Source organism: Nitrospirota bacterium (assembly GCA_026387665.1).
Classification (GTDB): domain Bacteria; phylum Nitrospirota; class Nitrospiria; order Nitrospirales; family Nitrospiraceae; genus Palsa-1315.
In genome coordinates this window covers 398,626-423,056 of the sequence record JAPLLG010000003.1, presented here as the reverse complement: position 1 = coordinate 423,056, position 24,431 = coordinate 398,626, and the positions used below count along the sequence as shown (strand labels likewise).

Annotated in this window: 25 protein-coding genes; 16 read left to right on the top strand and 9 right to left on the bottom strand. The window is 56.9% G+C overall.

The window, feature by feature from the left end:
* Window positions 1-21 precede the first annotated feature (21 nt).
* The 3 genes from NT179_02690 (at window position 22) to NT179_02680 (ending at window position 2,903) form a co-directional block, all read left to right on the top strand.
* The gene (locus NT179_02690) at window positions 22-678 is read left to right on the top strand and encodes a riboflavin synthase (protein MCX5720920.1); all 657 of its coding nucleotides are present in this window, start codon (window positions 22-24) and stop codon (window positions 676-678) included.
* Between the two features lie 231 nt (window positions 679-909).
* The gene (locus NT179_02685; GenBank protein MCX5720919.1) at window positions 910-1,608 is read left to right on the top strand and encodes a pseudouridine synthase; all 699 of its coding nucleotides are present in this window, start codon (window positions 910-912) and stop codon (window positions 1,606-1,608) included.
* A 248-nt stretch (window positions 1,609-1,856) separates the two neighbouring features.
* A complete protein-coding gene (locus NT179_02680) occupies window positions 1,857-2,903 on the top strand; it encodes a hypothetical protein (protein ID MCX5720918.1) in 1,047 nt (348 codons plus the stop codon).
* 367 nt (window positions 2,904-3,270) lie between these two features.
* On the opposite strand, the gene NT179_02675 is transcribed toward NT179_02680, so the two are convergent.
* Entirely contained in the window at window positions 3,271-3,768 is a 498-nt protein-coding gene (locus tag NT179_02675) for a BCAM0308 family protein (protein MCX5720917.1), read from the bottom strand.
* 242 nt (window positions 3,769-4,010) lie between these two features.
* Between NT179_02675 and NT179_02670 the strand changes: the two genes are divergently transcribed.
* Window positions 4,011-4,166 (top strand): hypothetical protein, encoded by a 156-nt coding sequence (locus NT179_02670; GenBank protein ID MCX5720916.1) that lies wholly within the window; start codon window positions 4,011-4,013, stop codon window positions 4,164-4,166.
* 803 nt (window positions 4,167-4,969) lie between these two features.
* Here NT179_02670 and aepX read toward each other — a convergent pair.
* Window positions 4,970-6,604 carry a phosphoenolpyruvate mutase gene (gene aepX / locus NT179_02665; protein MCX5720915.1) on the bottom strand — a complete coding sequence of 545 codons (1,635 nt, stop codon included), beginning with the start codon at window positions 6,602-6,604 and terminating at the stop codon, window positions 4,970-4,972.
* A gap of 807 nt (window positions 6,605-7,411) precedes the next feature.
* Between aepX and NT179_02660 the strand changes: the two genes are divergently transcribed.
* Window positions 7,412-7,936, top strand: a complete 525-nt coding sequence (locus NT179_02660) for a pyridoxamine 5'-phosphate oxidase family protein (GenBank protein MCX5720914.1) — start codon at window positions 7,412-7,414, stop codon at window positions 7,934-7,936.
* A gap of 23 nt (window positions 7,937-7,959) precedes the next feature.
* Here the strand turns inward: NT179_02660 and NT179_02655 are convergent, their stop codons facing one another.
* Entirely contained in the window at window positions 7,960-8,175 is a 216-nt protein-coding gene (locus tag NT179_02655) for a hypothetical protein (protein ID MCX5720913.1), read from the bottom strand.
* A gap of 10 nt (window positions 8,176-8,185) precedes the next feature.
* Entirely contained in the window at window positions 8,186-10,075 is a 1,890-nt protein-coding gene (gene acs / locus NT179_02650; protein MCX5720912.1) for an acetate--CoA ligase, read from the bottom strand.
* Window positions 10,076-10,458: 383 nt separating this feature from the next.
* Between acs and NT179_02645 the strand changes: the two genes are divergently transcribed.
* Window positions 10,459-11,841 carry a tetratricopeptide repeat protein gene (locus tag NT179_02645; GenBank protein MCX5720911.1) on the top strand — a complete coding sequence of 461 codons (1,383 nt, stop codon included), beginning with the start codon at window positions 10,459-10,461 and terminating at the stop codon, window positions 11,839-11,841.
* Here NT179_02645 and NT179_02640 read toward each other — a convergent pair.
* Complete coding sequence (locus NT179_02640; protein ID MCX5720910.1) at window positions 11,838-12,008, bottom strand: hypothetical protein; 171 nt, start codon at window positions 12,006-12,008, stop codon at window positions 11,838-11,840. The two genes, NT179_02645 and NT179_02640, sit on opposite strands and share 4 nt — an antisense overlap.
* A 171-nt stretch (window positions 12,009-12,179) precedes the next feature.
* Here NT179_02640 and NT179_02635 point away from each other — a divergent pair, with 171 nt between their 5' ends.
* Genes NT179_02635 through NT179_02610 form a run of 6 tightly spaced genes read left to right on the top strand, consistent with a single transcriptional unit; the run spans window position 12,180 to window position 16,822 of the window.
* Window positions 12,180-12,746 carry a hypothetical protein gene (locus NT179_02635; protein ID MCX5720909.1) on the top strand — a complete coding sequence of 189 codons (567 nt, stop codon included), beginning with the start codon at window positions 12,180-12,182 and terminating at the stop codon, window positions 12,744-12,746.
* A 60-nt stretch (window positions 12,747-12,806) separates the two neighbouring features.
* Entirely contained in the window at window positions 12,807-13,409 is a 603-nt protein-coding gene (locus NT179_02630; GenBank protein MCX5720908.1) for a penicillin-binding protein activator LpoB, read from the top strand.
* Window positions 13,410-13,424: 15 nt separating this feature from the next.
* Window positions 13,425-14,915, top strand: a complete 1,491-nt coding sequence (locus tag NT179_02625) for a hypothetical protein (GenBank protein ID MCX5720907.1) — start codon at window positions 13,425-13,427, stop codon at window positions 14,913-14,915.
* Window positions 14,912-16,075, top strand: a complete 1,164-nt coding sequence (locus tag NT179_02620) for an LPP20 family lipoprotein (protein ID MCX5720906.1) — start codon at window positions 14,912-14,914, stop codon at window positions 16,073-16,075. The genes NT179_02625 and NT179_02620 overlap by 4 nt, the downstream gene beginning before the upstream one ends.
* Before the next feature lie 20 nt (window positions 16,076-16,095).
* The gene (locus tag NT179_02615; GenBank protein ID MCX5720905.1) at window positions 16,096-16,374 is read left to right on the top strand and encodes a hypothetical protein; all 279 of its coding nucleotides are present in this window, start codon (window positions 16,096-16,098) and stop codon (window positions 16,372-16,374) included.
* Between the two features lie 4 nt (window positions 16,375-16,378).
* The gene (locus tag NT179_02610; protein MCX5720904.1) at window positions 16,379-16,822 is read left to right on the top strand and encodes a type II toxin-antitoxin system VapC family toxin; all 444 of its coding nucleotides are present in this window, start codon (window positions 16,379-16,381) and stop codon (window positions 16,820-16,822) included.
* 248 nt (window positions 16,823-17,070) lie between these two features.
* Here the strand turns inward: NT179_02610 and NT179_02605 are convergent, their stop codons facing one another.
* Entirely contained in the window at window positions 17,071-17,544 is a 474-nt protein-coding gene (locus tag NT179_02605) for a hypothetical protein (GenBank protein ID MCX5720903.1), read from the bottom strand.
* A gap of 216 nt (window positions 17,545-17,760) precedes the next feature.
* On the opposite strand from NT179_02605, the gene NT179_02600 reads away from it, so the two are divergent.
* On the top strand, window positions 17,761-17,955 hold the full coding sequence (locus NT179_02600; protein MCX5720902.1) for a hypothetical protein: 195 nt from the start codon (window positions 17,761-17,763) through the stop codon (window positions 17,953-17,955).
* Here NT179_02600 and NT179_02595 read toward each other — a convergent pair.
* The gene (locus NT179_02595) at window positions 17,952-19,607 is read right to left on the bottom strand and encodes a thiamine pyrophosphate-binding protein (GenBank protein MCX5720901.1); all 1,656 of its coding nucleotides are present in this window, start codon (window positions 19,605-19,607) and stop codon (window positions 17,952-17,954) included. The genes NT179_02600 and NT179_02595 overlap by 4 nt on opposite strands.
* Before the next feature lie 143 nt (window positions 19,608-19,750).
* On the opposite strand from NT179_02595, the gene NT179_02590 reads away from it, so the two are divergent.
* Complete coding sequence (locus NT179_02590; protein ID MCX5720900.1) at window positions 19,751-20,944, top strand: class I SAM-dependent rRNA methyltransferase; 1,194 nt, start codon at window positions 19,751-19,753, stop codon at window positions 20,942-20,944.
* Window positions 20,945-21,109: 165 nt separating this feature from the next.
* Here the strand turns inward: NT179_02590 and NT179_02585 are convergent, their stop codons facing one another.
* A complete protein-coding gene (locus tag NT179_02585; protein MCX5720899.1) occupies window positions 21,110-21,571 on the bottom strand; it encodes a helix-turn-helix domain-containing protein in 462 nt (153 codons plus the stop codon).
* A 180-nt stretch (window positions 21,572-21,751) separates the two neighbouring features.
* Here NT179_02585 and NT179_02580 point away from each other — a divergent pair, with 180 nt between their 5' ends.
* Window positions 21,752-22,093, top strand: a complete 342-nt coding sequence (locus NT179_02580) for a hypothetical protein (GenBank protein ID MCX5720898.1) — start codon at window positions 21,752-21,754, stop codon at window positions 22,091-22,093.
* A 95-nt stretch (window positions 22,094-22,188) separates the two neighbouring features.
* Window positions 22,189-22,923 carry an RNA methyltransferase gene (locus NT179_02575; protein MCX5720897.1) on the top strand — a complete coding sequence of 245 codons (735 nt, stop codon included), beginning with the start codon at window positions 22,189-22,191 and terminating at the stop codon, window positions 22,921-22,923.
* 35 nt (window positions 22,924-22,958) lie between these two features.
* On the opposite strand, the gene NT179_02570 is transcribed toward NT179_02575, so the two are convergent.
* Window positions 22,959-24,254, bottom strand: a complete 1,296-nt coding sequence (locus NT179_02570; protein ID MCX5720896.1) for a nucleotide sugar dehydrogenase — start codon at window positions 24,252-24,254, stop codon at window positions 22,959-22,961.
* Between the last annotated feature and the right edge of the window lie 177 nt (window positions 24,255-24,431).

Here is a 24,431-nt window from a genome sequence, read left to right as displayed (position 1 = left end):
ACGGCTTATGAGGGACGAGTAATGTTTACAGGCATTGTTGAAGAGCTCGGCGCCATTATCTCGATCGATAAGACGCTTGCAGGAACGAGGCTGACGATTCTGGCCTCAACCGTGATGGGTGATCTCAAAATCGGGGACAGTGTCAGCGTTAACGGCACCTGTCTGACCGTGGTGAGTAAGAGTGAGCACAATTTTTCCGTGGAGGTCTCTCCTGAAACCCTCTCCGTCACGACTCTCGGGCTGCTCACGGCCGGATCGCCGCTGAACCTGGAACGGGCGATGAAGCTTAACGAACGGCTGGGCGGGCACCTGGTGTCCGGCCACGTAGACGGCATCGGCACGGTGCGCAGCCGCCAGCAGGATGGAAATGCCATCCTGTTCACGATCGAAGCCCCGCCGGAGATTCTGCGCCACTGCATCGTGAAGGGGTCTGTCACGGTCGACGGCATCAGTTTGACGATCAATCAGGTGACAGATCGTGGCTTCTCCGTCGCGATTATTCCGCACACGGCGAAGGTTACCAGCTTGGGCCTCAAGCAAGTGGGCGACCAGGTCAATCTCGAATCGGACCTGATCGGGAAATACGTCGAACGGTTATTGCAAGAAAGGGCGCAGCTCCCTGCCAAGCCGACGCCTGTGATTGATAAAGATTATCTCCAGAAGCGCGGACTCCTCTGACAGGATGTTCCAAAAGTCCGCCAGCGTCGTTCTCGGCTCATCGAAATCCTCAATGTGCCACGAGGGTACGCCTCCGGTTTCGACTCGCCTGCGGTCTTGCTGGACGAACTTTTTAAGCATCCTGTGTAGAGTTGTGCGATTGGCTTAGACAATGCAGACCAGTGAAATTCCGTTGAGCTGAAATGGTTCACGATGGCACAAAAGAATTCGATATCGTCTAAACGTTTCACGGTGGATCGACTGCTGTCGAAACTTGGTATTGCCTCTCGTGGCACGAGCCAGGACTGGGTTCGTGCAGGACGAGTCCAGGTCAACGGGCGAGTCATTCGAGATCCGGCCACCTGGGTTTTGTGGCCGAAAGACGCCCTTTCGGTTGATGATAAGCCGATTAAAGATTCGGCCAAACGATTTATCCTCTTTCATAAACCCAAGGGGGTCATCACGACGCACAGTGATGAAAAGGACCGGAAGACGATCTTCGATGTCTTGCCGGCGAACCTGGGTTATCTGCATGCAGTCGGGAGACTCGATCAAGCGACCAGCGGGCTTCTGCTGCTCACCAACGATTCGGTCCTGTCGAGCTATCTCACCGATCCTGGCCATAAAGTGATGAGGACCTACCTGGTCTCTGTGCGGGGAGAATTCACCGAGGACCAAGCCAAAGAGGCCACAGTCGGCGTGGTCGAAGAAGGCGAGCGTCTTCAGTGCCACAGCGTGAAGATTCAGAAGAGTTCCGGCCGCGAATCACATCTGGAAGTGGTGTTGGTCCAGGGGAAGAACCGTGAAATCAGGCGGCTGTTTAAGTCCTTGGGGCATGAAGTGACCAGGCTCAGGCGCATTCAATACGGTCCCTTTAAGTTGGAAGAACTCCCTCCCGGTGCCTGGCGCGAGATCCCGATCGCGGACGTGAGAAAGACGCTCAGGCTGTGAGCAGCTCATTTGTGGTCTGTCTGATTCATCTGGTCTCTCCTGTGAGTCGGGCTCAGCCACATAAGCAAGGCAAGTCAAACAAGTCCGCGCACCTAGCCGGTCCTCACGATTCAGGGGTATTGAGAGCGCCGGTTATCTGCAGCCGTTTGTGAGGGGAGAGGTAAATGTGTCAGGACTATTTTCTTGGAGAGTGGAAATTTTTCAGGACGGGAGTCTAATTCTCACGGATGAAACAAGGAGTTGAACTTATGCGCCAACTTGTACTGAGTGTATTGTTGTTCGTCTTGTGGGCACCCTCCGCGTTTGCAGGCCTGTGTAAGCCCGGTAATATCGAAAGCCGGCATATTCAAGAGGCGGAAAACCTCGAGCTGGAAAACTTTGCGACGGCGGTGTCGCCATTGGGCGGCACCGCCGATTATGTTGGCAGCCGGACTTACAACGCCCATGTTCTCGCGTGTAACCGCAAGCGCGATACGATGGGCAAGAAGATCGAGAAGGAGATCGGCTCCGATCACGTCTTTGAGGGCAGTCTTGGCGCACGATTGGTGAAGGGGCACTACAATTATTTCGGTAATGTCATCACTCAGCAGAAGTACATGTATCGGCTCGAACGGGCAAACGGGAGCTGGATTGTCACGATTCCAGCCGAGTTTCATTTTCCGGAGTTGAAGCTGACCAAGTATCTCGATATCACGATGCCCTTGGCGGAGCGGCTTGGAATCGACGCCACGGTTTGCGCGACCACGGTCAAGAGCAAGGGAAAGACGACGCGCGGCCTGGTCCCTAAGAGCGTGAGTAATGGCATTTGGGTCTTTGACACATGCCGAGTTGATCGCGACGAGAGTTTTACCGTTAACGGCCAGAGCAAAGACATCAAAGACTGGTACATGGAGTATTGGAAAGAACTGATTCAAACCCATTGGAGCCGAGCCGGATTCGAACTTCGATTTCAGGTTGTCAACCTTGGAGAGGTTGCCGCCGGCGATCTCGCGACCTACAACAAGGAGGGAATCGTCTGGCACGTGCGCCTGAATATGAATGCCAATGTTATTCCGCGTTACAAATCCAATCCTCTCTTTCTCCATCCGATCTATTCCGGCATCGACCCGGCCGGCGTCGTCCACGAATTTGGCCATGTTCTAGGACTTGACGATGAGTATCCCTCCACGGAATGCGTCCCGCTCGGTGGCGCGGACTATATTATGTGCGACGCGTTCTCTTTGGGCGGGGACAATCAGAAGGGGGTCTATCCATGGATTGTTACCAGACGATATACGGTTGGGAAAGCCTTGTAAGGATTTGTGGGTGACAAGGTAGCGGGTAGGGCCGCGTGCTTTGGTTTGCAGGCGTGTTGTCAAACCGTTTGTCTTTTCGGTGAGTTTCTCGAACGGTTCGTCGCGGTAAAGAAAAGAGGGCAGCATCTGTCAAGGCAGGTGTTGCCCTCTTTTGCGCAGAGCATCCGTCAGATATCTCCAATTGTTCGTGACAGAAAGTGCGGGTGGAGGGGGCTACCTTGGAGGAAAGACTATCGAGTCCTCAATCTCTTCAAGCGAGGCGACCGGCTCAAATGAGTGAATAGTCATGCCGGTCCCCGAACTCATGTCGAGGGACTCTCACCTGCCGCATTCGATCGGCAGGCGAGAGTCTGGCTCTTGCCCTCGCTTAACTCTGCCAGTTCGCCCTGAGCAGGTCTTCGCTCTCTTCGTAACGACAGGTGAAGGTGCCGCGATGGGCGTGATGGAGCGCCTCGCCGATGCGCCGTGCGAGATGGGGGTCGGTCGTGGTGATGATTACCCCGACGGGTGCTTCGGTTTGGTCCTTGATCGTGATAATGCGAGCCAGAGGATGTTCAGCTTTGACACGGGCCTCTTCATTGCGGGCGAGTCCGAGAACCTCGTCCCGATGCGAGGCGACAAACTCACCTGTGAGCAGCAGCACTCCGCTGGGCGCGCCATCCTGTATCCGTTCACAAGCAGGGCACACGAGGTCGTGACTCTTTGCTGGGGCAGGGTCCCATGTCCACCGCCCTTTGTGGTAGACCGCTTTGCACTCACGACACACCGACGGTTCCTGGAGCTTTCCCTTCGCCTTGTATGGATCGTGCATCCGCGCTCGAACCGATCGATCTTTGCTGTCCCGGGGAAGATGTGACGTCGACATAACAGCTCCTTTACTCCATCAGGTAAGAAACCTCTGATTATCCTGTCAGGGAGAGAAGCTCTCCCCATGTCCTTCCTGCACCGCTCCAACAGGATGCCAAATCTGCACGTAAAATGCCACAGGCAGAAGGATGCAGAGGGGAATCAATTCTGCCGAAACCATGGATGCCCCCCAAGAGGCTGTGCTGTTATTCGTCACGACCAAACGGAGGTCCTGTCTCCTAATGCCTCAGTTGGAGTGGTGTGCCGTGGCAAGCGCCAGTCATCTATCTCCAGCCGTTCATGACGGAAGGCGCGGGAGGAGGCTACCTTGGAGGGAAGACTGCCGAGCTCGCCATTACTTCAATCGAGGCGACCGGCTCCAATAGCCAAGTCTGGTCCAGAATCCATGTCCTTTAATTTGTTAGCCCGCATGTACGTTGGATTTGCCAAGGTTGCATACCGAGCAAAGGGTTTGCAGATTCCCTAGAACCGTTTCGCCGCCTTTACTCCATGGGACTATGTGGTCAACGTGAAGTTCAGTGTTGGGAGTGAGGGCTGGACTTGCACCGCAGGCACAACAGGTAAAGCGGTCACGTTGAAGCACATGCCAGCGAAGGCGAAGCGAAGGGCCTCGGCCTGTTGTGCGGCGGGTAGCTTCTCCGTCAGGCTGAACTGCCGGTGATTCGACGCCACTTCCGTTGGCATAATTAACGAACGCTTCCAGCGACGCAGTCCAAGAGCCAAACCGCCGGTTGTATGGGGTTTGAGAGATCGTGGACGGAGGGGATGATAACTCGCTACGTCGTGGCTGCCGACCTAGATGCTGCCAAAGTATAAGCAGGTTCTCGAATAGACGCTCGTCTGAAATATCAACTTCGTTGGATAGGGAAAGGCCTGCGACGCCAAGGGCGTTATTCCACGAGCCAAACCTCCGAATGACTGTGCTGCAGTCAAACGTGCCAAGGGCACCATACTTCTTTTGGGGCACTGTGCCAGAATTCAGTGATCGTGCAACTCGTTGTAAATCGGCGATCAACTCATCGTCAGAAACCGGAGCGCCTGAAACGCGAGATAATTTGAAGATCGGTTTTGTCATGTGTGGTTCCGTATAAGATATCAATTGCATTGTGATGCGGGGTAAGCCTCCTGAGGCGTCTCATTTTTCTTATTGAACGAAACCAAACAGGCCAGACCAACCAGACCAACCAGAAGAACCGTACTTAAAAATTCCCTGCCTGCACCACATCATCGAGGCTATTGATGTCGAGCCAGTGACCCGCTGTGTAGAGCACGCGGATCGGATAGTCGCGTGTTAACAATTCTTGGATGAGCTGGGGGATGGCGGCTTTGCGGTTGGCCGGTTTGGCCAGCATCTCTGCAATGATGCCAGTGATGAGCGTGGTTGCGCCAGGCGAGACTTTGAGGAATCCCATCCAGACCCCGTGGATGGAGTCTTGGGGAAGCGTGGCTCCCAATTGCTTGAGATAGATCTTGGCGTTGAAGGCTTTTCTCGAATTGGGGATGGTGCATTCGGCAAACCCGCCGAGGCGGGCATAGCTGCTCTGCTCCTGCCAGTTGCTGTCGACGAAAATTACACAGTCATCATTTTCCTGACAGAGAGACTGGGGGATGTATTTGTTGAACAGGACGTCCCCGTAGGAAATGATCGTGCTTTGCGCCGGTCCTTTTCTGGATTGGAGGGCCTTGAGCAGGGAATCCAGTTCGCCTGTGTCCGCAAAGTCGTTGTTGTCGACATAGGTCAGGTTGGGCAGATTGACGGCTTCTTTCTTGTACCCGCGCACGACCACGATATCCTTGATCCCCACGGCATTGTAGGCATCCACGATGTGGGAGAGGATTGGCGCGCCCTGGATCTTGACCATCGTTTTGGGCTGCTGTTCGGTGAGTGCTCCCAGCTCCTTTCCTCGGGAGGCGGCTAGCACAATGGCGCAGGTGTCTTCGGCGCCTTTAGGAAGGTAGCGGTCTTCTGCTTCTTGGAGTTCTGCGGCGTTTTGCAGGCGGAAGATTTCTGAGACCGGCGCGACTTTGTCTTCGATGGAGAGCAGGTGCTCCTGTTCCTTGAGGGTCTTCGCGGTTTTCTGCATGGCGGTTACAGAGGCCCGGAGCATGTGGTTGGCCCAAATCACGATTGAAAAGCCCTGTTGGCGAAACACCTCCGTGGGCGTGGCGTAGTATTTTGTCGGCACGATTACGACCGGGCAGCGATTGCCCCATTCCTGTTTGAAGGTCAGGATCTCGTCCGGCACGGAGAGGGCGCTGTGGATGAGAATGCCGTCCGCTCCCGCCTGATGATAGGCTTCGGCGCGACGCAGGGCCTCCGCCAGGCCCCACCCGCAGATGAAGGCCTCTACTCTGGCAATAATGGAAAAGTCCGGATCGGTCTGCGCGTCTTTGCCTGCCTTGATTTTGCCGCAGAACTCCTGCATATCCGCCATGGGCTGGGCGCCGCCCTTGATGAAGCTATTGGTCTTGGGGAAGAGTTTGTCCTCAATGCAAACCGCAGCGATCTTGCGTTGTTCCAGCTTGCGGACCAGCCGCTGCATATTATTGAAGTTGCCGTAGCCCGTATCACCATCGAGGAGGATGGGAATTGTGGCCGCATCGGCCATGAATTCCAGATTTTCCAGGACTTGAGTCCAGCTGGCTTCGTTGTTGTCCCGGACGCCGAATTGGGCTGAGATGGACAGGCCACTGGCCCAGATACCCTTAAAACCCGCCTCTTGGACGATTTTGGCACTGAGGCCGTTGTGGGCTTCACAGATAAATTCCAGCTGCTCCGATAAGAGGAGCCTTCTAAATTGACGTGCTGCGGTGATACCTGTGATCGAACTCATGGATTTCCTTCCTTGTTCCGCCGTCTGCACTCGCTCGTGGTGAAGAATACCGGTTTCCTCAGGAGAAATCACCTTGTCTTTCTGGGCGGGTGAAAGGTACGGGGTGAAAGGTGAATCCTGATGGGGGAGCCGATGGCGACAGAGGCGGTCGTCCTCTCGCATAGGTGTGCGAGCAGTGGATGCGATGGTGGCCTGTGGGGAAAAATACTTCTCGCATGTCAATGCGCTTTTTTGTTCATTGAGTTTCTGTTGGGCAGTCATCGGTAATATGGCTCCACTTACTGAGTGCAGATGGCACTAACGCATAGCTTCCCCAACTTCTGTGGACAACCCTGTGTACAGAAGGATGGTAGATGTTGAAACGGCTTGTACAGAGAGACTTCTCAGCTCATTGCCTGAAAATTAGGCATTGTATCTCGTCAAATACACCTACAACATTTAGGGGCTTGACCAATGAATATTCCACTTTTCCACAAGGCGTGATTTTTTTTGGCGATGATCGGGCGACTTTTCACTTGAAGTGCACCCTCGAATGAGGGGTGCAGGGAAATGTCGCACTTATGCACAGGCTGGCGAGATGTCGGTTGATTCAACAACTAAGAAATTGCCCTATATTCTATTGATTACTCTTATCTACCACGGTGAGCTGGTGTGTGGTTACACTGCTCATAATGTCTTTTGGCGAGACCGCGAGTGCCTGTTGTCGGTGGTCCGACAGAGATAAGCTGGCTTCGCATTTTCAGAAGAGAGTTGCGTGGTCTGTGCGGGGATGAGATTCTGGTTTCCATAGTTTAGAGGAGGGTCTTTATGTCGATGCCTGCGGAGTTATCGAATGAGGAGGTTCAGGCTGCTTGGGTCAAATTGACCGAAGAGGTCCGGACGGGCGTGTTGCTGACGCTCAGAAACGGGCGGCCGTTCGGGTCGCATGTGCCCTATGTCTTCGGCGAAGACTGGACGCGGGCTTACATTCATGTGAGCCGCTTGGCGTTGCACACCGAACATCTGTTACTCGATTCTCGCGTGGGACTGTTTGTCTCGGAGCCGGATGGACCGGAGAAAAATCCTTTGGCCCTGCGGCGGATGAATCTTCAGGGTGAGGCGGTGCTGCTGAAGGCTGATGCACCGATCTATGCTGATGTGAAGGAACGGTATCTGGCTCGCTTCCCCCAATCGGCCATGGTGTTTGGCTTTGCGGACTTTTCACTCTGGGAACTGCGGCTACAGGACGCGCATCTGGTTCTGGGATTCGGGAAGGCCTATTTCGCTAATGAGGCGAGTCCTCTTGCCTGGACGCATCAGAAGCCGGAACAAAAGCCCAGCACGAAGAACTAGATGGCTAGGGGAGCGGTTCAGCGTTAGGGTTCGTTCCGTGCCGAGGACCGGTAGGCGAAATAGAGTGCGATGGCGCCTCCGACGGCGATGAGCAGGCCCGCGCCGAATCTGGCGGGAAAGCTCAGGGGGCCGATGTAACGGTGGTAGAGGAGGGGCAGCAGAATCGAGGCAATCAGGGCCAGGGCAAGGCCCAGCATGTGACGCTTGAGGTAGATCGGTTCGCCTGGTTTACGCTTCATGCCGGTTGTATCAATCTTCGATCGTCGAGATATCGCCAGGATCTTGTCCGAGCTCTTTGGCTTTGAGTACCCGCCGCATGATTTTGCCTGACCGGGTCTTGGGGAGTGAGGACACGATGTCGATTTCAGACGGTACGCCGATTTTCCCCAGTTCCTTCATCACTTGGTCCTTGATCGACTGAATCAGGGCTTGGCTCTCGACTTCTCCCTGTTTCAAAATGATGAAGGCCTTGATGGACTCGCCGACGAGTTTGTGCGGCTTGCCGATCACCGCGGCTTCCGCCACGGCATGGTGGCTGACCAGCGCACTCTCGACTTCGGCGGTGCCAAGCCGGTTGCCGGCCACTTTAATCACGTCATCCGCGCGGCCCATGAACCAGAGATACCCGTCTTCATCCTTGTGGCAGATGTCGCCCGCTGTGTAGCAGTTCGGGATCGTGTTCCAATAGGTCTTGTACCGTTCCGGATCTTTGTAGATGGTGCGCATCATCGCGGGCCAGGGTTTCTTGATCACGGCAAAGCCGCCGGTGTTGGCCGGGAGGCTGTTGCCTGCGCTGTCTACCACATCGGCTTCGATGCCGAGGAAGGCTCTGGTGGCGGATCCTGGCTTTAAGGGAACAGTCGGCAGAGGGGTAATCATGATGGAGCCTGTTTCGGTCTGCCACCAGGTGTCCATAATCGGTTTATCCTCACCGGTCGCGCGGTGAAACCATTCCCAGGCCTCAGGGTTGATCGGCTCGCCCACGCTGCCCAGGATGCGGAGGGTGGAGAGATCGTATTTCTTGGGCCAGTCTTCCCCGTAGCGCATGAGTAGACGAATGGCGGTGGGGGTCGTGTAGAAAATCGAGACGCCGTACCGTTCGATGAGATCCCACCAGCGGCCCGGATTCGGATAGTCCGGCTTGCCCTCGGCTGTAAGGATCGTCGCGCCGTTCAGGAGCGGACCATAGACAATGTAACTGTGGCCTGTGACCCAGCCTGGGTCTGCGACGCAGAAGTAGACGTCGTCTTCTTTCAGATCGAAGACGTATTTCGTGGTGATGTAGGTCCCGACCATGTAGCCGCCGTGGACATGGACCACGCCCTTCGGTTTTCCGGTGGTGCCGGAGGTATAGAGGATGTAGAGGGGATGTTCCGCATCCAGATGCTCAGCCTCGCAGACCGCCTTCTCCGCCTTTAGCCAGTCGTGCCAATCGATTTCCTTTGGTGTGGCTAAGGTCACGCCAGGGGTCTGACGCCGCAAGACCACGACATGTTCGACGGTGGGGGAATTGGCGACGGCTTGGTCGACCACCGATTTGAGGTTGAGGACCTTGCCCCGGTCGAACCCGACGTCGGCTGTAATAACCAGCTTGGCTTCGGCGTCCTGAATGCGGTTTGCGAGGGCCGGGGCGCTGAATCCGGAGTAGACCACACTATGAATAACGCCGATGCGGGCGCAGGCGAGCATGGCGACGATTTGTTCCGGCACTTTCGGCAGGTAGATCGTGACCCGGTCGCCCTTTGTGAGCCCCAGTTTCTTGAGCCCATTGGCGCAACGATTGACCTGCCGGTAGAGTTCGCCGTAGGTGATGACCCGTTCCTGGTCGTTTTCGCCGACCCAGATGATGGCGACTTTGTTCTTGCGCCAGGTTTTGACGTGACGGTCCAGGCAGTTATAGGCAATGTTGCAGGTGGCGCCGACGAACCACTTGGCCCAGGGATAGTTCCATTCCAGGACCTTGGTCCAGGGGGAGAACCATTCCAGTTCCTTGGCGACGTTGCTCCAGAAGCCTTCAGGATCGGCAATCGATTGTTTGTAGGCGCTCTCGTAGTCCTGAATATAGGCTGCGGCTTTGGTCTGAGCGGATGGCTGATAGACGCGGCTTTCCTTCAGGAGAGTGTCGATGTTCTCTGACATGTGGCAATGGCTCCTTTAGCAGGATGCTGAAAAAGTCCGCCAGCATCGTTCTCGGCTCATCGAAATCCTCAACGTACCCCTGAGGGTCCGCCTCCGGTTTCGACTCGCCGGCGGCCTTGCCGGACGGCCTTTTTGAGCATCCGCGTTGGTGTTCTGTTCTTGCTCCACCCGTGCAGTGTATCGAAGTTTTGCTGGCGCAAACAAAATAGTTTTTTGCAGCCTGCTAGGTCAAGGGCAAGAGCCTCGATATTATGCTGGAGGGCCAGGGAATAACTCAACTGTGGCGCTGGGGTGAGCTTCAGTTTGCCGTTTCTTGACAGTCGCTCAGAGGCGAGAGTAGGCTGAATTTATTCCAGACCACACAACGAGGCCGGTTCAACTTTATGCTGCCGATCCTGTCCCGATCATCTTTCCTCCTCGTGCTGCTCGCCTCCTCACTGATCGCGCTGCTCGGTCCTTCATTCGTGTTTGCCCAAGTGGGGAAGCCGGAAGGGCTATATTACAAGTCCTGGGCCATTGTGATCGGGGTGGAGAATTATCTCCTGGCTCCGAAAATCCCCGGTGCGATTGAGGATGCCAAGGCTGTGGCTCAAACCTTCCGCCAGTTGGGATTCGATGAGGTCGTCGAACTCTATGACAAGGATGTGAGTTTTCGCCGCCTGCAGCAGACCCTCTCGGATTTCTTGCCCCGCAAGGTCGGCCGGTACGATCGGCTCGTGCTCTATTTCGTTGGCCATGCCGGCGTTACGCAGGATCTTGCCGGGAAGGAGCTGGGCTATCTCGTTCCTTGGGATGCGCAGATCGGGAACGTGTCCAAGTCTGTGACGTTTGAACAGTTGAAAGAGTTCAGTCGACGGAGCGCCTCCAAGCATACCCTCTTCCTCGTGAATGCCGCAGTGCGAGGGTGGGAGGTGAGTGCCGCTCAGCCCCTCTCTCTCGAAGGACGATTGGCCCCGGAAGAGGATACGGATCGGCGAGCCGTGCAAGTGTTGACGGCGGGCGATAAGGGCGAGTCTTTGAGTCAAGAGGATGGGAAGAGTCTCTTTGTGCAGATGTTAGTGAAGGGGCTGGCTGGCCAGGCGGATCGTAATAAAAACGGTTGGCTCATGGCGTCGGAAGTCGGGGATTATGTGAAGCAGCAAGTCCTGGAACGGTCGAAGGGAGCCCAGCATCCCCTCTTTGCGCAGCTTGAAGGGGACGGGGATACGGTGCTGATCGAGGGACGAAAGTCCGCCTTTGTCCTGGGGGCGGGGCCCCAGTCTCCGGCTGAACGGCGGCAGGCGGCAAAGACGCAGTACGAACAGGCTTTCGCGTTGCTCCAAACAGGGAAATCGTCGGAGGAGGCGTTGGAGCGGCTGAATAAAGCGCTGGGATATGATCCCACGTTCGGTGACGCCTACGTGCTCAAGAGCTATGTGTTGTTAGAGGTTTTGCCGAGTCTTGACGAGGCCTTGTCGGCGGCGAAGCTGGCGGTGCAGTATGCGCCGGCAAATCCTGACTCGCAGTATACGCTCGGGTTGATTTACGAAAAGCGCGGGCAGTTTGCCGAGGCGGAGCGTGCGATGCGGGAGGCGCTGGTGGTCAATCCCAACTATGTGGATGTCTATTTCTCGCTCGGCCTTCTCTATGCCGACGAGATGAAGGATCAGCCCAAATCGGTCGAGGCCTTCACCCGCTACCTCGAGCTGGGGGGGAATCATGCCCGTGCCGTAGCTGCCGTGGCTCAGTCACGCCCCGCTGCTCCTTCCGCACCTTCTAAGCCTTAAGGCTTTTCTCCGCCCTTGAGATATCCCAGCCCAATCTTAACGGCTTTGCGCGTAATTTCTGCCCAACGGACTTGGGGATATTCGGCGAGGACTGCGGCCGCTTTGGGATCTTGCACTTCCATGTTCAGAATCTTAATGATACCGTCATCAATCTGAATGTCTGCCACGGGTAATCTCCTTATTACAGTGAGACGGTCAATCTCCGCCGTCTGTTTCGTTGACTGGCTGAGGGGTGCATGCTAGCATGATTTTATGTGAATTCTCGACCGTTTGTCGCTGGTATCTGACTGGTGTTACGTCGTCGTTTCACGGGTGATCATTACCAAGGAGGCACGCGCATGAATAGGGTATTGGGGTTCAAGTCGAGGTTGGTCGGGGGAGGAGTGGCGATTGCCCTGATGATCGGACTTGCTGCCTGTGGCGGTCCTCCAAAGTGGGTGAAACAGGGATCCGGGGCCTTTAACGAAAAAGACAGCAAGGCCTTTTATGGCGTCGGGTCCGTGGTCGGTGTTCGGAACGAGCCATTGGCCTGGGACACAGCGGAAAATCGTGCCAGGGCTGAAATCGCCAAGACCTTTGAAACCTATACCGGTTACTTGATGCGCGACTTCGCTTCCTCCACGACGGCCGGAGATTTCACCAAGAACACAGAAGAGCAGAGTGTCGAGCGGGCTATTAAGACGGTGACGACTGCGACCCTCAGCGGCGTGCGGCCCATCGAGCGCTATAAGGACGAGAAGACGAACACGTACTATGTGTTGACCAAGCTGAACCTCGAGGAGATGAAGAATAATCTCGAGCAGGCGAAGGAACTCAATTCACAGGTGCGGGACTACGTTAAAAAGAACGCTGATAAGCTTTTTGATCGGCTTGAGAAAGAAGAAGACAAGCGGGCGCCGAAGTAAGGGCTCCGACTTGATCGACCGTCAATGGCTGCATCTGCGAGGAGGTATCGCGTGATCGTGATGAATCGAGGACGAATCGGGCTCGTTGCGCTGGCGCTGTTGTCGCTGGTCGCCTGTGCGCAAGAGACGAAAGTCACCAGGGTCGACTCAGGAGTCGTCACGGATTTGAGCGGACGTTGGAACGATACCGACTCCAGGATGGTCGCGGAGTCCATGGTCAAAGAGGCGCTGGAGTATCCCTGGCTCAACAACTTCTCCAGCTCAAAGCGTCGCCAGCCGGTCGTCGTGGTCGGGGCTATCCTGAACAGCAGTCACGAACATATCAACGTCGGCACGTTTGTGACCGATCTTGAACGTGAGCTCACCAACTCCCAGAAAGTGACGTTTGTGGCAGGCAAGGGAGATCGCGAGGAGCTGCGTACCGAGCGCAAAGAGCAGGCGATGCATGCGCGCGAGGATACGCAGAAAGCGCCGGGCAAAGAGATCGGCGCCGATTATATGATGAAGGGCACGATTGCCACGATCCTCGACGAGGCCGAGGGGACGAAGGCGGTGTTCTATCAGATCGACTTGCAGATGGTCGATTTGGAGAGCAATGCCAAGGTCTGGTACGGCCAGAAGAAGATCAAGAAAGTCATCGAAAAGAAACGTTCCATTTTTTAGGCCTCACGACTACCGTTGAGCCCTCTTCCTTCACGCCCCACCGCCTTCCTTTCGGCACGGTGGGGCGTTGTTGTCTTCACCAGGTCTCTTCCTGCCCTGCTGGCTCTTCTGTTGTTTGCCGGTTGCGGCCCCTCTGTAAATCGGTACCTCCTCATCGACACGAGCCTTCGTTCCCATGACCCCAAGGGCGCCGATGCGATCGTCCAGCGGGCTGAAAAAGAATATGGCGAAAAAAGCCTGGCGCTCTATGGCATGGATCGAGGGATGACCCTTCAGCTCGCCGGCGACTATCAGCAGAGCAACGCCGTCTTGGAGCGGGCCGAGGAAGAGCTGGATCGTCTCTACACGCGAAGGATTCGAACGGAAACCCTTGCGTTCCTGACGAGCGATACGGCGTTACCCTATGAGGGCGATCCCTACGAACAGGTGCTGATCAATGTGCTGAAGGCTCTTAACTATGCAGTGCTGGCTCAGTGGCAAGATGCACTGGTCGAAGCCCGACGCATCGACCACCGGCTCAACGTCCTGTCGGATCGAACGAGAGAGAAGAATGCCTATCGGGATGACGGCTTCGCGCGCTACCTGAGCGGCATTCTCTATGAGAGCACCGGCGATGTGAATAATGCGTTTATTGCCTATCGGAAGGCCTACGAGACCTTTGAGTCTACCAGTTCATGGTCGCACACGGCCATTCCGTCCCAGCTGCGGGTCGATCTGTTACGAACGGCCGAGGCCCTGCACTTCACTCAGGAGTTGGCCGAGTACCAAGGCCTATTTCCCGACACCAGGTGGGAGACTAGTTCTGCCTTGCAACAACTCGCTCAAGTTGTCGTGATCAGCTATAATGGCCGCGCGCCACACAAGGAGGATCAGTTTCTTGATCTGCCGATTAGTCTTGATGCACTCCAATTGGTGCTCCTCAACCGCGGGCTTTCGCAATCGACGCAACATTCCAATCGGGTGTCGGACTCAGTTTTGTATGGTCTTAGCGGACATGTCGTGCGCGTGGCTGTGCCACGGCTCGTCTCGCAGAAGACGCATGTGCCGATCGATACGGTGAGCCTCATCCCGGACCATGGTACGAGGGTGACAGTGAATACGGAGTTGGCGCATAACGTAACGGCCTTGGCAGAGAAGGCGCTGTCGGAGCGCATGGCTGGCATCACCGTCAAGGCCCTCGCCCGTGCTGCCACGAAGTTTGCGCTAGCTGAAGGCACGACGAGAGAGGCTCAGCAAGCAGTTGGGAAAGATGCGGCGCCCTTGGTCGGTCTTCTCGTGGGGGTGGTGGCGAAAGGATTGGCTGTGGTATCGGAAGAAGCCGACAAGCGGAGCTGGCAGACCTTGCCAGATGAAATCCATCTCGCGCGCGTTTGGGTTCCAGCTGGCCGCTACCAGGTGCAGAGCCAGCCAGCCGGATCCTATGACCCGCTGAGGCCTGAAACCATGCGGACTCTGTCGCTCAGGCCAGGGGAGACCACTGTGCTGATTCAACGGGTGATGCCATGATCGATCGATTGCTAGATATGAAGAACGTCGCGTTGGTCCTCTGTGCCATCGGCGCCCTGTCCGGCTGTGCCTGGTTTGGAGGCCAGACGAAGCCTGATTGGATCGATGGGGGCAGTGTTGCCTATCCGTCCGGACAATATCTCGTCGGAGTAGGACAGGCGGAGAGTCGTGCGGTCGCTGAAGACCATGCCTATGCTGCCGTGGCCCGCATCTTTAAGGCCGAGGTCAGTGCGCAAGCGAAGGACTGGGAATCGTATCTGTTGATCGAGCAGCGCGGTCACAGCAGCGCAGAACGACGGTTGACGCTCGATAATCTGACGCGCGTGTCGACTGACAAAGTCTTGGAGAACGTCCGGATCGTCGATCGGTGGGTCGATCGGCATAATGGACTGCATTATGCCTTGGCGGGGATGCATCGGCCTCAGGCAGAGACCTCGTTCCTAGAGAAGATTACTGAGCTGGACCGGTCGATCAGCGACGATGTCGAGGAGGCCCATCGCCCCTCCGATAAGCTGGCCAAAGTGAGAGCCCTGCGGCGGGCTGCCAGAAATCTGGTGCTGCGAGAGACCTATAATGCCGACCTTCGCGTGATCCGTTCGAGCGGGCAGGGTACCGCCGCCGCCTATCGCGTGAGCGAACTGACCCATGAGCTCGAACAGTTTCTAGCGACGAATCTAGTGTTGGCGGTTGCGGTGACGGGCGATCAGGTTGAGCCGGCGCAACGGGCCTTGATAGAAGGATTATTGAAGGAAGGCTTGCAAGTCACGAGTCGGCCCTGGAGTGGAGAGCGTTCGCTCGGTGGCGATGCCAGCGGGCCCTCTCCGGAGTTGCTGCTGCGGGGCGTCGTGCGGGTCTGGCCGATCGACGTGCGCGATCCGCAGTTCAAGTACGTGCGGTGGTGCAGCGATTTCGAAGTCGTGGATTTGACCAGCCAGCGGGTGGTCGGCGCCCTGTCGAAGGGCGGGAAGGAAGGCCATCTGTCGGATCGTGAGGCGACAGCCAAGGCGGTGCGTGTCATGCAGCAGGAGTTTTCTACCGATGTGGCGAAGGCCATTGCGGCGCATGTCTACGGAGAGTCGGAATTGCCGGCACAGGCGAGCCAGCCTGCGGGATGTCCGCGGGATGGGCAGGGATCGGCGCCGGCGTCAGCAACCCATTAACGCAGAGAGGGAGGGAGGGTATGGCCAAATCGAAGCCGGGAGCCGGAGGAGCATCAAGTCGTGCGCCACGCAGCCGTGGCCGCGGGTTGACGGTGACACGCCAGCGGGTGCCCAGTCGCGTTGCGAAACGCCGGCTGGGTGATCGACTCAAAGACGACACCGCCTTGTTCAATCAGGGCAACTTGGCCGACAAGTTCCGCAAGGAAGGCTATGAGGAGCTGCCGTTGGATGAATTACAAGATCGGCTCTCGAAAATGCCGGGACCCTTGGCTGCCGTTATTTTGAAGGGGAGGGTCTGACCAGATGCCGTATTACTATTTCGACTCAACCGCTCTGGTTAAACGCTACAGCATGGAGCGGGGCACGCGCATCATCAACCGGCTCATGGTGAAGCGGGGCAAAGTGGCCATTCTGCCGACCTGGTCCGTGACCGATTTCTACACGGCATTTTCGAATCGGGCCAGTCACGGAGACATCACGCGGGACGATTGTTATTCGGTGCTCCATAAGTTCGAGAAGGAGTCGCAGGAGGGTCTCTATCAGTTCATCGCGCCGACGATGCAGACCTACTTGGCGACTAAAGAGCTCTCGATGGAGTATCCATCGCTCCGGTCTCCTCAGATCCTCCATTTGGCTCTGGCATTGGAACTCAAGTCTTTGCGGTTGACCGTCGTGAGCGCCGACCAGCCATTGCTGACGGCCTGTCGTGCGGCGGGGCTTCATGTCATCAACCCGGAAGACGACTAGCAGGATGCTGAAACAATCCGCCAGCATCGTTCTCGGCTCATCGAAATCCTCAACGTGCCCTTGAGGGTACGCCTCCGGTTTCGGCTCGCCTGTGGCCTTGCTGGACGGCCTTTTTGAGCATCCCGTGATGATTCCGACCACTGTGCCACTCGGAGTATGTTCGTCATATTTTTCACATGCACCGAGTTTTTTCGCAGCCTGCTAGGCCGGGGACGTGTTGAGGTCTAAGTGCGCGGAAGAGGCTGGTACTAGCGGCATTGATAGTCGGCGATGATCGAGTCGATGACGGTTCCCCAATCAGCGGCTGCCTGCTGGAGCTGGAGGGCCTTTGCGGTGCGAGGGCCTGGCGCAGTGCTTTCGTGCGTGAGCATCGTGAGTGCTTGTTGGAGGCTGCTCTGGGCCAACGAGAGGCTTCCGCAGACACCGGACGAGGCGGGCAGTTGGCCCCCGGCCCGGCGAAAGAGGGCCATGGCGCGATAGCTATGTTCCTGTGACCGAAACAGGATTTCGGCGCCCTGAAACATGCGAACGGCTGAGCCATCATTCTGGTTGGTTTTAGCCAGGTATTTGGCCATGAGTGCCGCACGTCCCATGGCCATGGCGGCTCCTTCAGGATCGTCACTCGCCATTGCTTCTTCTGCTTTCCCCTGCAAGCGATCCATTTCCGCTTCGTTGCCGATTACTTGCGCAACAGCTAGATTAGTGATGACCAGCGTAGCCATACAACAGAAAGTGAACAGCTGCCTCACTGTGGCAACGTTGGTTGGGGGTGTTCCTGTCACGGGTGATCCCTTCGATCAGTCATGGGTGAATGATGTCGGTTCACTCTACGCAAGGCAGGTCGGCCTGTGCAAGTTGCAAGGCCGAGAGGGCGATCAGTATAATCCCGCGACAGTCGCCAAGCGAGAAGACTGCTGGGTCAATAAGGGAGGGTACGCGTGCAATACTGGGTGAAAATCGTGTTTGTCGACAATCAGGAGTTGCTGGTCAAGGATGCGATCCGCCATACCATCAGTGACGATATGGAAGTGCTGGAGGTGGATTCTGCAAAGGAAGTGATCATCATCCCGATGAAGCAGATCAAATACCTCGCGTGCGACGCCACGGTGTTCGCCACGAAGAAGCCCTCCTAGGGCTTGTCGGTCGACAATTTCTCTCCGAGGCGGCGCGCCAACCGGACCATGCCGGGCGATCGGTCGGCTGCATCGAGTAATACATTGAGGACGTGCAATCGGCCTGCATCAGCCAGGGCTGTTGCCAGTGCATGTTCGAACTCTCCCTGTGTCGCAATGCGCGAGCCCACCCCGCCGCCGATCACGTCGCAGATCCGCTCATATTGCCATTCATGCACGTCGTTGAATGGCCCTTCCAGAATTTCCCGTTCGGTTGAGTAGCCGCGATTATTTAAGACGATGACGATGGGTGATTGGCCGTACCGGACGCAGGTGGAGAGTTCCGAGCCGGTCATCTGAAACGCGCCATCTCCCACCAGCACGATCGGCCTGAGCGACGGGTCGGCAAAGGATGCTCCGACTGCCGCGGGCACGGCGAATCCCATCGAGGTGTAATAGGCGGGGGCGAGGAATTCGAAGCGCCGGTGGACATGGAGGTCCGCCGCAGCAAAGAGCGATTCTCCGACGTCGGCGATGACCAGCGTGTTCTTGTTCAGGATGCTGTCCAGGTGGCGGAATAGACCCTGTAAGGTGATCGGCGCTGTGGGAGCCACGGCCCTGTCTGCTGTCGGGACCTGGGCCGGTAACGGTCGCGAAACGAAGGACGGCAGAGAAGCGCTGCCCAAGCCTCTGACGAAGTCCTGAAAGCGAATGGTCTCATAGCGATGGTGTTTGATCGCCACTCGGTCCGCCGTCGCGTGGATGGTGCGGCCTTCGGTGAGTAACGGGGACTGGGCGTCCAGATCTTCCACATCCGAGAGGATCGAGCCGAGAATCAGCAAGCAGTCCGACTCATTGACGAACTGCTGCACCTCGTTGCGGGCGATGAGCCCCCCGTAAATGCCGACGTGCAGGGGATGGTCTTCACGGATCACGGACTTCCCCATCAGCGTTGAGGCGATGGGGACATTCAGCCGTTCGACCAGGCGAGTCAGGTCATCGTGCAAACCGAACCGTCCGATTTCTGCCCCAGCGAGAATGCAGGGGCGACGCGCCGAGGCGAGCATCGTGCGGACTTCGCCGATCGCTTCTTCCAAGGCTGCGGGATCGCTTGGCTCATCGTCGAGGCATAAGGGGCGCAGAGAGGCTGGCAGCGGCGCATGGACGAGGTCGCGCGGGATTTCGATATAGATGGGGCGGCGATAGCGCAAGAGGGCGGCAAAAGCCCGGTCCATTTCCCGTTCGGCGGTTGAGGGATCGTCCAACGAGATTGCGGCCACCGTGATTTTCTCAAAGACCTCTCGCTGCGTGGAGAAGTCCCGCACCATGTGGTGCATGTAGGGGGTGCGAACCCGCTCCGAGAGTCCCGGCGATCCGGTGAGCAGCACGACCGGCGACCGTTCTGCATAGGCGCAGGCGATCGCATTCACGCAGTTCAGCCCTCCGACGCAATAGGTGACGCAGACGGCGCCGATGCCGTTGATGCGGGCATAGGCATCGGCGGCAAACCCCGCGCAGTCTTCGCGCGTCGTGCCGACATGGCGGATCGGGGAGGTTTCGAGCAGTTTGTAGAGGCTGAGGACGTAATCGCCCGGGATGCCGAAGATATGCCGGACGCCCAGCTGATGGAGCCGCTCAATCACGGCGGAGCCGATGGTCGTTGTGCCCTTCATCGCTGGGGCTCCCGGTTGATAGCGCGGAAATAGGTAGCGTGTGACGCGCAGGTGCAGCAAACCATAGCGCGGGTCAGCCGTCAAGCAACCAGATCTGTGCGAGGGGCTTGACGTTCGGTTCGCAGCCATTGGATAAGTACAGTATGGCTATTCATGATGACAGTCCCCGCGGTCAGGTCCGGCTCTCCCGCACACGCGCGGTTGAGGAGCCGGGGCATCTTTGGATCTATGCAGGCTTCGTCGAATCGGTCAGCGGCGAGCCGGTTGCTGGCGATGTGGTGGATGTCCTGGCGCCGAATGGACGATTCTTTGCGCGAGGCCTCTACAATCCAGCCTCCAAGATCCGCGTGCGGATCCTGACCTTTGAGGACGAACCGATCACTGAACAGTTTTGGAAGGGACGTCTCGCACAGGCGGTCAGGCTGCGGCAGAAGATCGTCACCGTCACCAACGCCTACCGCCTCATCTATGGAGAAGCGGATCGCTTGCCCGGTTTGATTGTGGATCGCTACGACGATGTCCTGGTCATGCAGACCCTCTCTGCAGGCATGGACCGCCGGAAGGATCTCCTAGCCGATCTCGTGTGTCAGGAGTCAGGAGCCACGCGGGTCTATCTGCGTAACGATGCCAAGAGTCGCGTATTAGAAGGGCTGCCGGTGGAGCGAGGCTTCCTTCGAGGGGGCGGCGCGACGACGGTCGAGGTCCAGGAGGGGCCGGCCAGATTTCTCGTCGACATCGAGCGAGGACAGAAGACCGGCTGGTTTTGCGACCAAAGGGAGAATCGACTGGTGGCGGCGCGGTTTGCGGCTGGCGCGGAGGTGTTGGAGGTGTTTGCCCATACCGGCGCCTTTGGGATTCATGCGGCGCTCGCAGGAGCCAAGTCGGTCGAAGGGCTGGATGTGAGCGAAGAGGCCCTGGTGCTCGCGCGCAACCATGCGGTCTTGAACAAGGTGGAGGACCGTTGCCTCTATCGCTTGGCGGATGCGTTTGAGGAGATGCGAAAGCTGGAACGGGCCGGGCGCCGTTATGACTTGGTGCTGCTCGATCCTCCCGCCTTTGCCCGCAGTAAACAAGCGGTGCCTCGCGCCTTGGCTGGCTACAAAGATGTGAACCTGCTCGGGATAAAGCTCACGAAGCCGGAAGGATTTTTAGTTACGAGCTCCTGCTCGCATCATGTCACGGAGCAGGAATTGTGGACGGGCATTCGTCTCGCTGCGCGAGATGCGAAACGGCAGGTTCGTCTACTTGAACAGCGTGGACAGGCCAGCGACCATCCCATCCTCGCCACCATGCCGGAAACCCGCTATCTCAAGTGTTTCATCCTGCAAGTCTTCTGATCGAACGGTTCCACATTCGTCTTTGCCGATGAAGGGTTTTGCAGGGTGCTCAAAAAGGCCGTCCAGCAAGGCCGCAGGGAGCCGAAACCGGAGGCGTACCCTCAAGGGTACGTTGAGGATTTCGATGAGCCGAGAGCGACGCTGGCGGACTTTTTCAGCATCCTGCTAATCGTTCGGTGGTTCGAAGTGACCTGACGGCCGGTTCTGCCAGGGGACTGTGGCCTGTTTAGCTTGCTTGACGAGGCTGCGTAAATTCACCTCTGCTGCACGGAGCAACTTCGGTTCGCCGCTTTGGATGATCGCCGTTAATAGGACATACAGCGACCGGTCCATCCGTGATCCGGCGAGAATTCGTTCTGTGACAGGATCAGGGCCAGGGGGGATGGAGCTGTCTGCTTCCTCCGGATCTTCAAATAGAGTGCGAAATGAAGTTGGGTGGTGAAAGAGCCAGGCTGGAGGGATTTTTAGCGTGGCGGCGAGCGATTCCAGCATTGAGGCGGAGGGGTCGGCTTCTTCAGCTTCAATGGCCTCGAGTGCCTGAAGCGAGAGAGACGATTGAGCCGCTAAATAGTCGGTCGAGTGGCCCCGCGAGATGCGCCAGGCCTGAATCTGTTGTCCAAGTGCCATGGCGCGATGATACTGAAGAGGGGCCGTCTTCGCAACCTCACTCCAGACTCCAGCGGCCCTGCGACGAACTTTCCTTGCAAATCAATAACTTATCGTTAATTTCGCCTACTGGAAGATGGGTGGTGAAATCAGGTATAATGCCGCTTCCAGTTTATTCTCGATTCAGTGAGGAGGCGTGCCATGTTAGGAACAGATATTCGCGGAATTCTCGCAGAGGAAGAGGAAGTGCAGCGACGCAAGGAAGCCTTGAAGTCGCTCCTGACCATGCGCTCCAAACAGTTGCGGGAGTCATTGCAGCAGCGGATCAAGCGGGCGCGGACGAGCGGCGACTGGATCCATCTTTCCGAAGAAGAATGCGCCACGCTTCACAAGCGGGAAAAACTTCATCTCAAGTCTCAGTTCGATAAGCTGCAGCATGAGCAGGATCGAACCAGAGGGAAGCTGACGGCACTGAAGCGAGCGAAGCTGCGGGCCCAACGGATTCGGGCTGCCGAAGCCGCGTCCGGGCGGAAACGCCGCTAAGGCCTCGTTGCTCACTGTGACGTATTAGCGTGGCTCTCCCTCTCCTGACGCGTGCGCAAGGCTCGTACATTCGGGAGCTCCTCCACGAGAGACGTGTGCGAGCTGCGGAAGGCGCCTTCGTAGTCGAAGGCGCCCATGCGGTGCGCGATCTCCTGACTCGGCACCCCGAACAGATTCTCACGATCGTAACGACCCAGGGGTACCTGCTCAAAGAAGTGGGGGACGACGGGTTAGCTCGACTCCCTGCCTCGGTACAGCAGTATTCCTGCCCTGATTTTCAATTCTCGAAATTATCTGACCTGGAAGCGCCGCAAGGTATTCTCGCCGTGGTGCGGCAGCCGACATGGGATGAAGCTGCGATTCTTCGGCAGCCGACGGTCCTGGGGATTTTCGGAGAGCAGTTGCAAGATCCTGCCAATGTGGGGGCTATTATCAGAACGGCGGCAGCGCTGAACGTAAGTGCCCTCTGGCTCACGCCTGAATCGGCTGATATCTATCAGCCGAAGGTGGTGCGTTCGACGAGCGGCGTCCTACTAGCGCTGCCGATTTTTTTCACTAAGGATGTGTCCTGGCTGATCCAACAGGGCTGTCAGATCTTCACGGCGGAAGTGGCAGGGGAGGGAACTGTTTCGATCGACGAAATTCACCAGGCGCCACGGAAACTGGTATTCGCGGTCGGCAATGAAAGCCGCGGTTTGTCAGCGCAGATCCGCACCCAGGCCACCACTCGATTTACCATCCCCCTCAGCCGCGACGTGGAATCCTTGAATGTCGCGGCGACCGTGGCCATCGCCACGTTTTATTTCTCGCGACTTCCCAAAGGGGAGTGAGCGCGCGCCTGGCGCAGGTCAAGCACCGTGGCGCCTTATAAACGCCAGTACGTCAAGGAGGGGGGGAGCTTGGCTTGGTCGAGCAAGCACTTCACATCAATGACCACTCCCTCCTGCTGACTCCGGAGGGGCTTGAGCAATTCCTGTAGGCTCATCTCTGCGTAGGAACGGTGGGACACAGCAATAATCAGTCCGTCGACATTCTTCAGATCGTTCCACGACTGCAGCTGAATGCCATATTCCGCGACCGCTTCTTTTGGTTCTGCGATCGGATCATGCACCAACACCTGGACCCCATACTCGCGCAACTCCTGAATGATATCGGGCACCCTACTATTGCGCAGATCCGGCACATTCTCTTTAAAGGTGAGGCCTAAGACTGCCACCTTGAGATCCTTGATTGGCCGGGGCAGTTGACCGAGCAGCTTGATCGTTTGCTCCGCAACGAACTTCCCCATGCCGTTATTGATGCGCCGGCCAGCCAGAATGACTTGCGGATGGTAGCCGACCGATTCAGCCTTGGAGGTCAGGTAGTAGGGGTCCACGCCGATGCAATGGCCGCCCACGAGTCCCGGAGAAAACTTCAGGAAGTTCCATTTGGTTCCTGCCGCATCCAGAACGGATTTTGTATCAATCCCGAGACGGTGAAAGATGAGCGCTAACTCATTCATCAGCGCAATATTCAAATCCCGCTGGGTGTTTTCAATCACCTTTGCTGCTTCCGCCACTTTAATGCTGGAGGCGCGGTAGATTCCCGCCTTGACCACGAGCTCATAGGTGTTCGCGACAATCTCCAGCGACGCGTCATCTTGGGCTGACACGACCTTGATGATCTTTTCGAGGGTATGTTCCTTATCGCCAGGATTGATTCGTTCAGGAGAATAGCCCAGCTTGAAGTCCACGCCGCATTTCATGCCAGAGGCCTGTTCAAGAATCGGCAGGCAGACTTCCTCTGTGGCTCCAGGGTAGACCGTCGATTCGAAGACCACAATCGCGCCTGGCGAGAGGTTGGCCCCGATCAGTTCTGATGATTTCCGTAGAGCCGTCAAGTCAGGCTGAAGGGCTTCATTGATCGGCGTGGGGACGGCCACGATGATGAAATCAGCCGCCTTGAGGTCGCTGGGCTGATAGGTGTATTGGACATCTGACGTCTTCAGCTCAGAAGGAGACACCTCGCCGGTCCGGTCGAGGCCCTTCTGGAGTTCTGCAATCTTGGCCTTGTTGATATCGAAACCGATTACACGCTGCTGTTTTCCGAACGCAACAGCAATGGGGAGGCCCACGTAGCCAAGCCCCACAACGGCAATCTTTCGCTCTTTCGCTTGAGGCATGAACCCCCTCCGTTGATTTTGCTCAGAATGGCAGAACGTTGGGTGTCCGTCAACGAAGTCGTTTTATTTCCTTCATTGCCGTGCCCCTCTGATTCGCCATCATCTGTGGCAGCGCCGTTTCGCTGCATGTGAAGGGTTGCCCTCGTAAGCTTAATGCACTATTCTCTTGACTGAGGA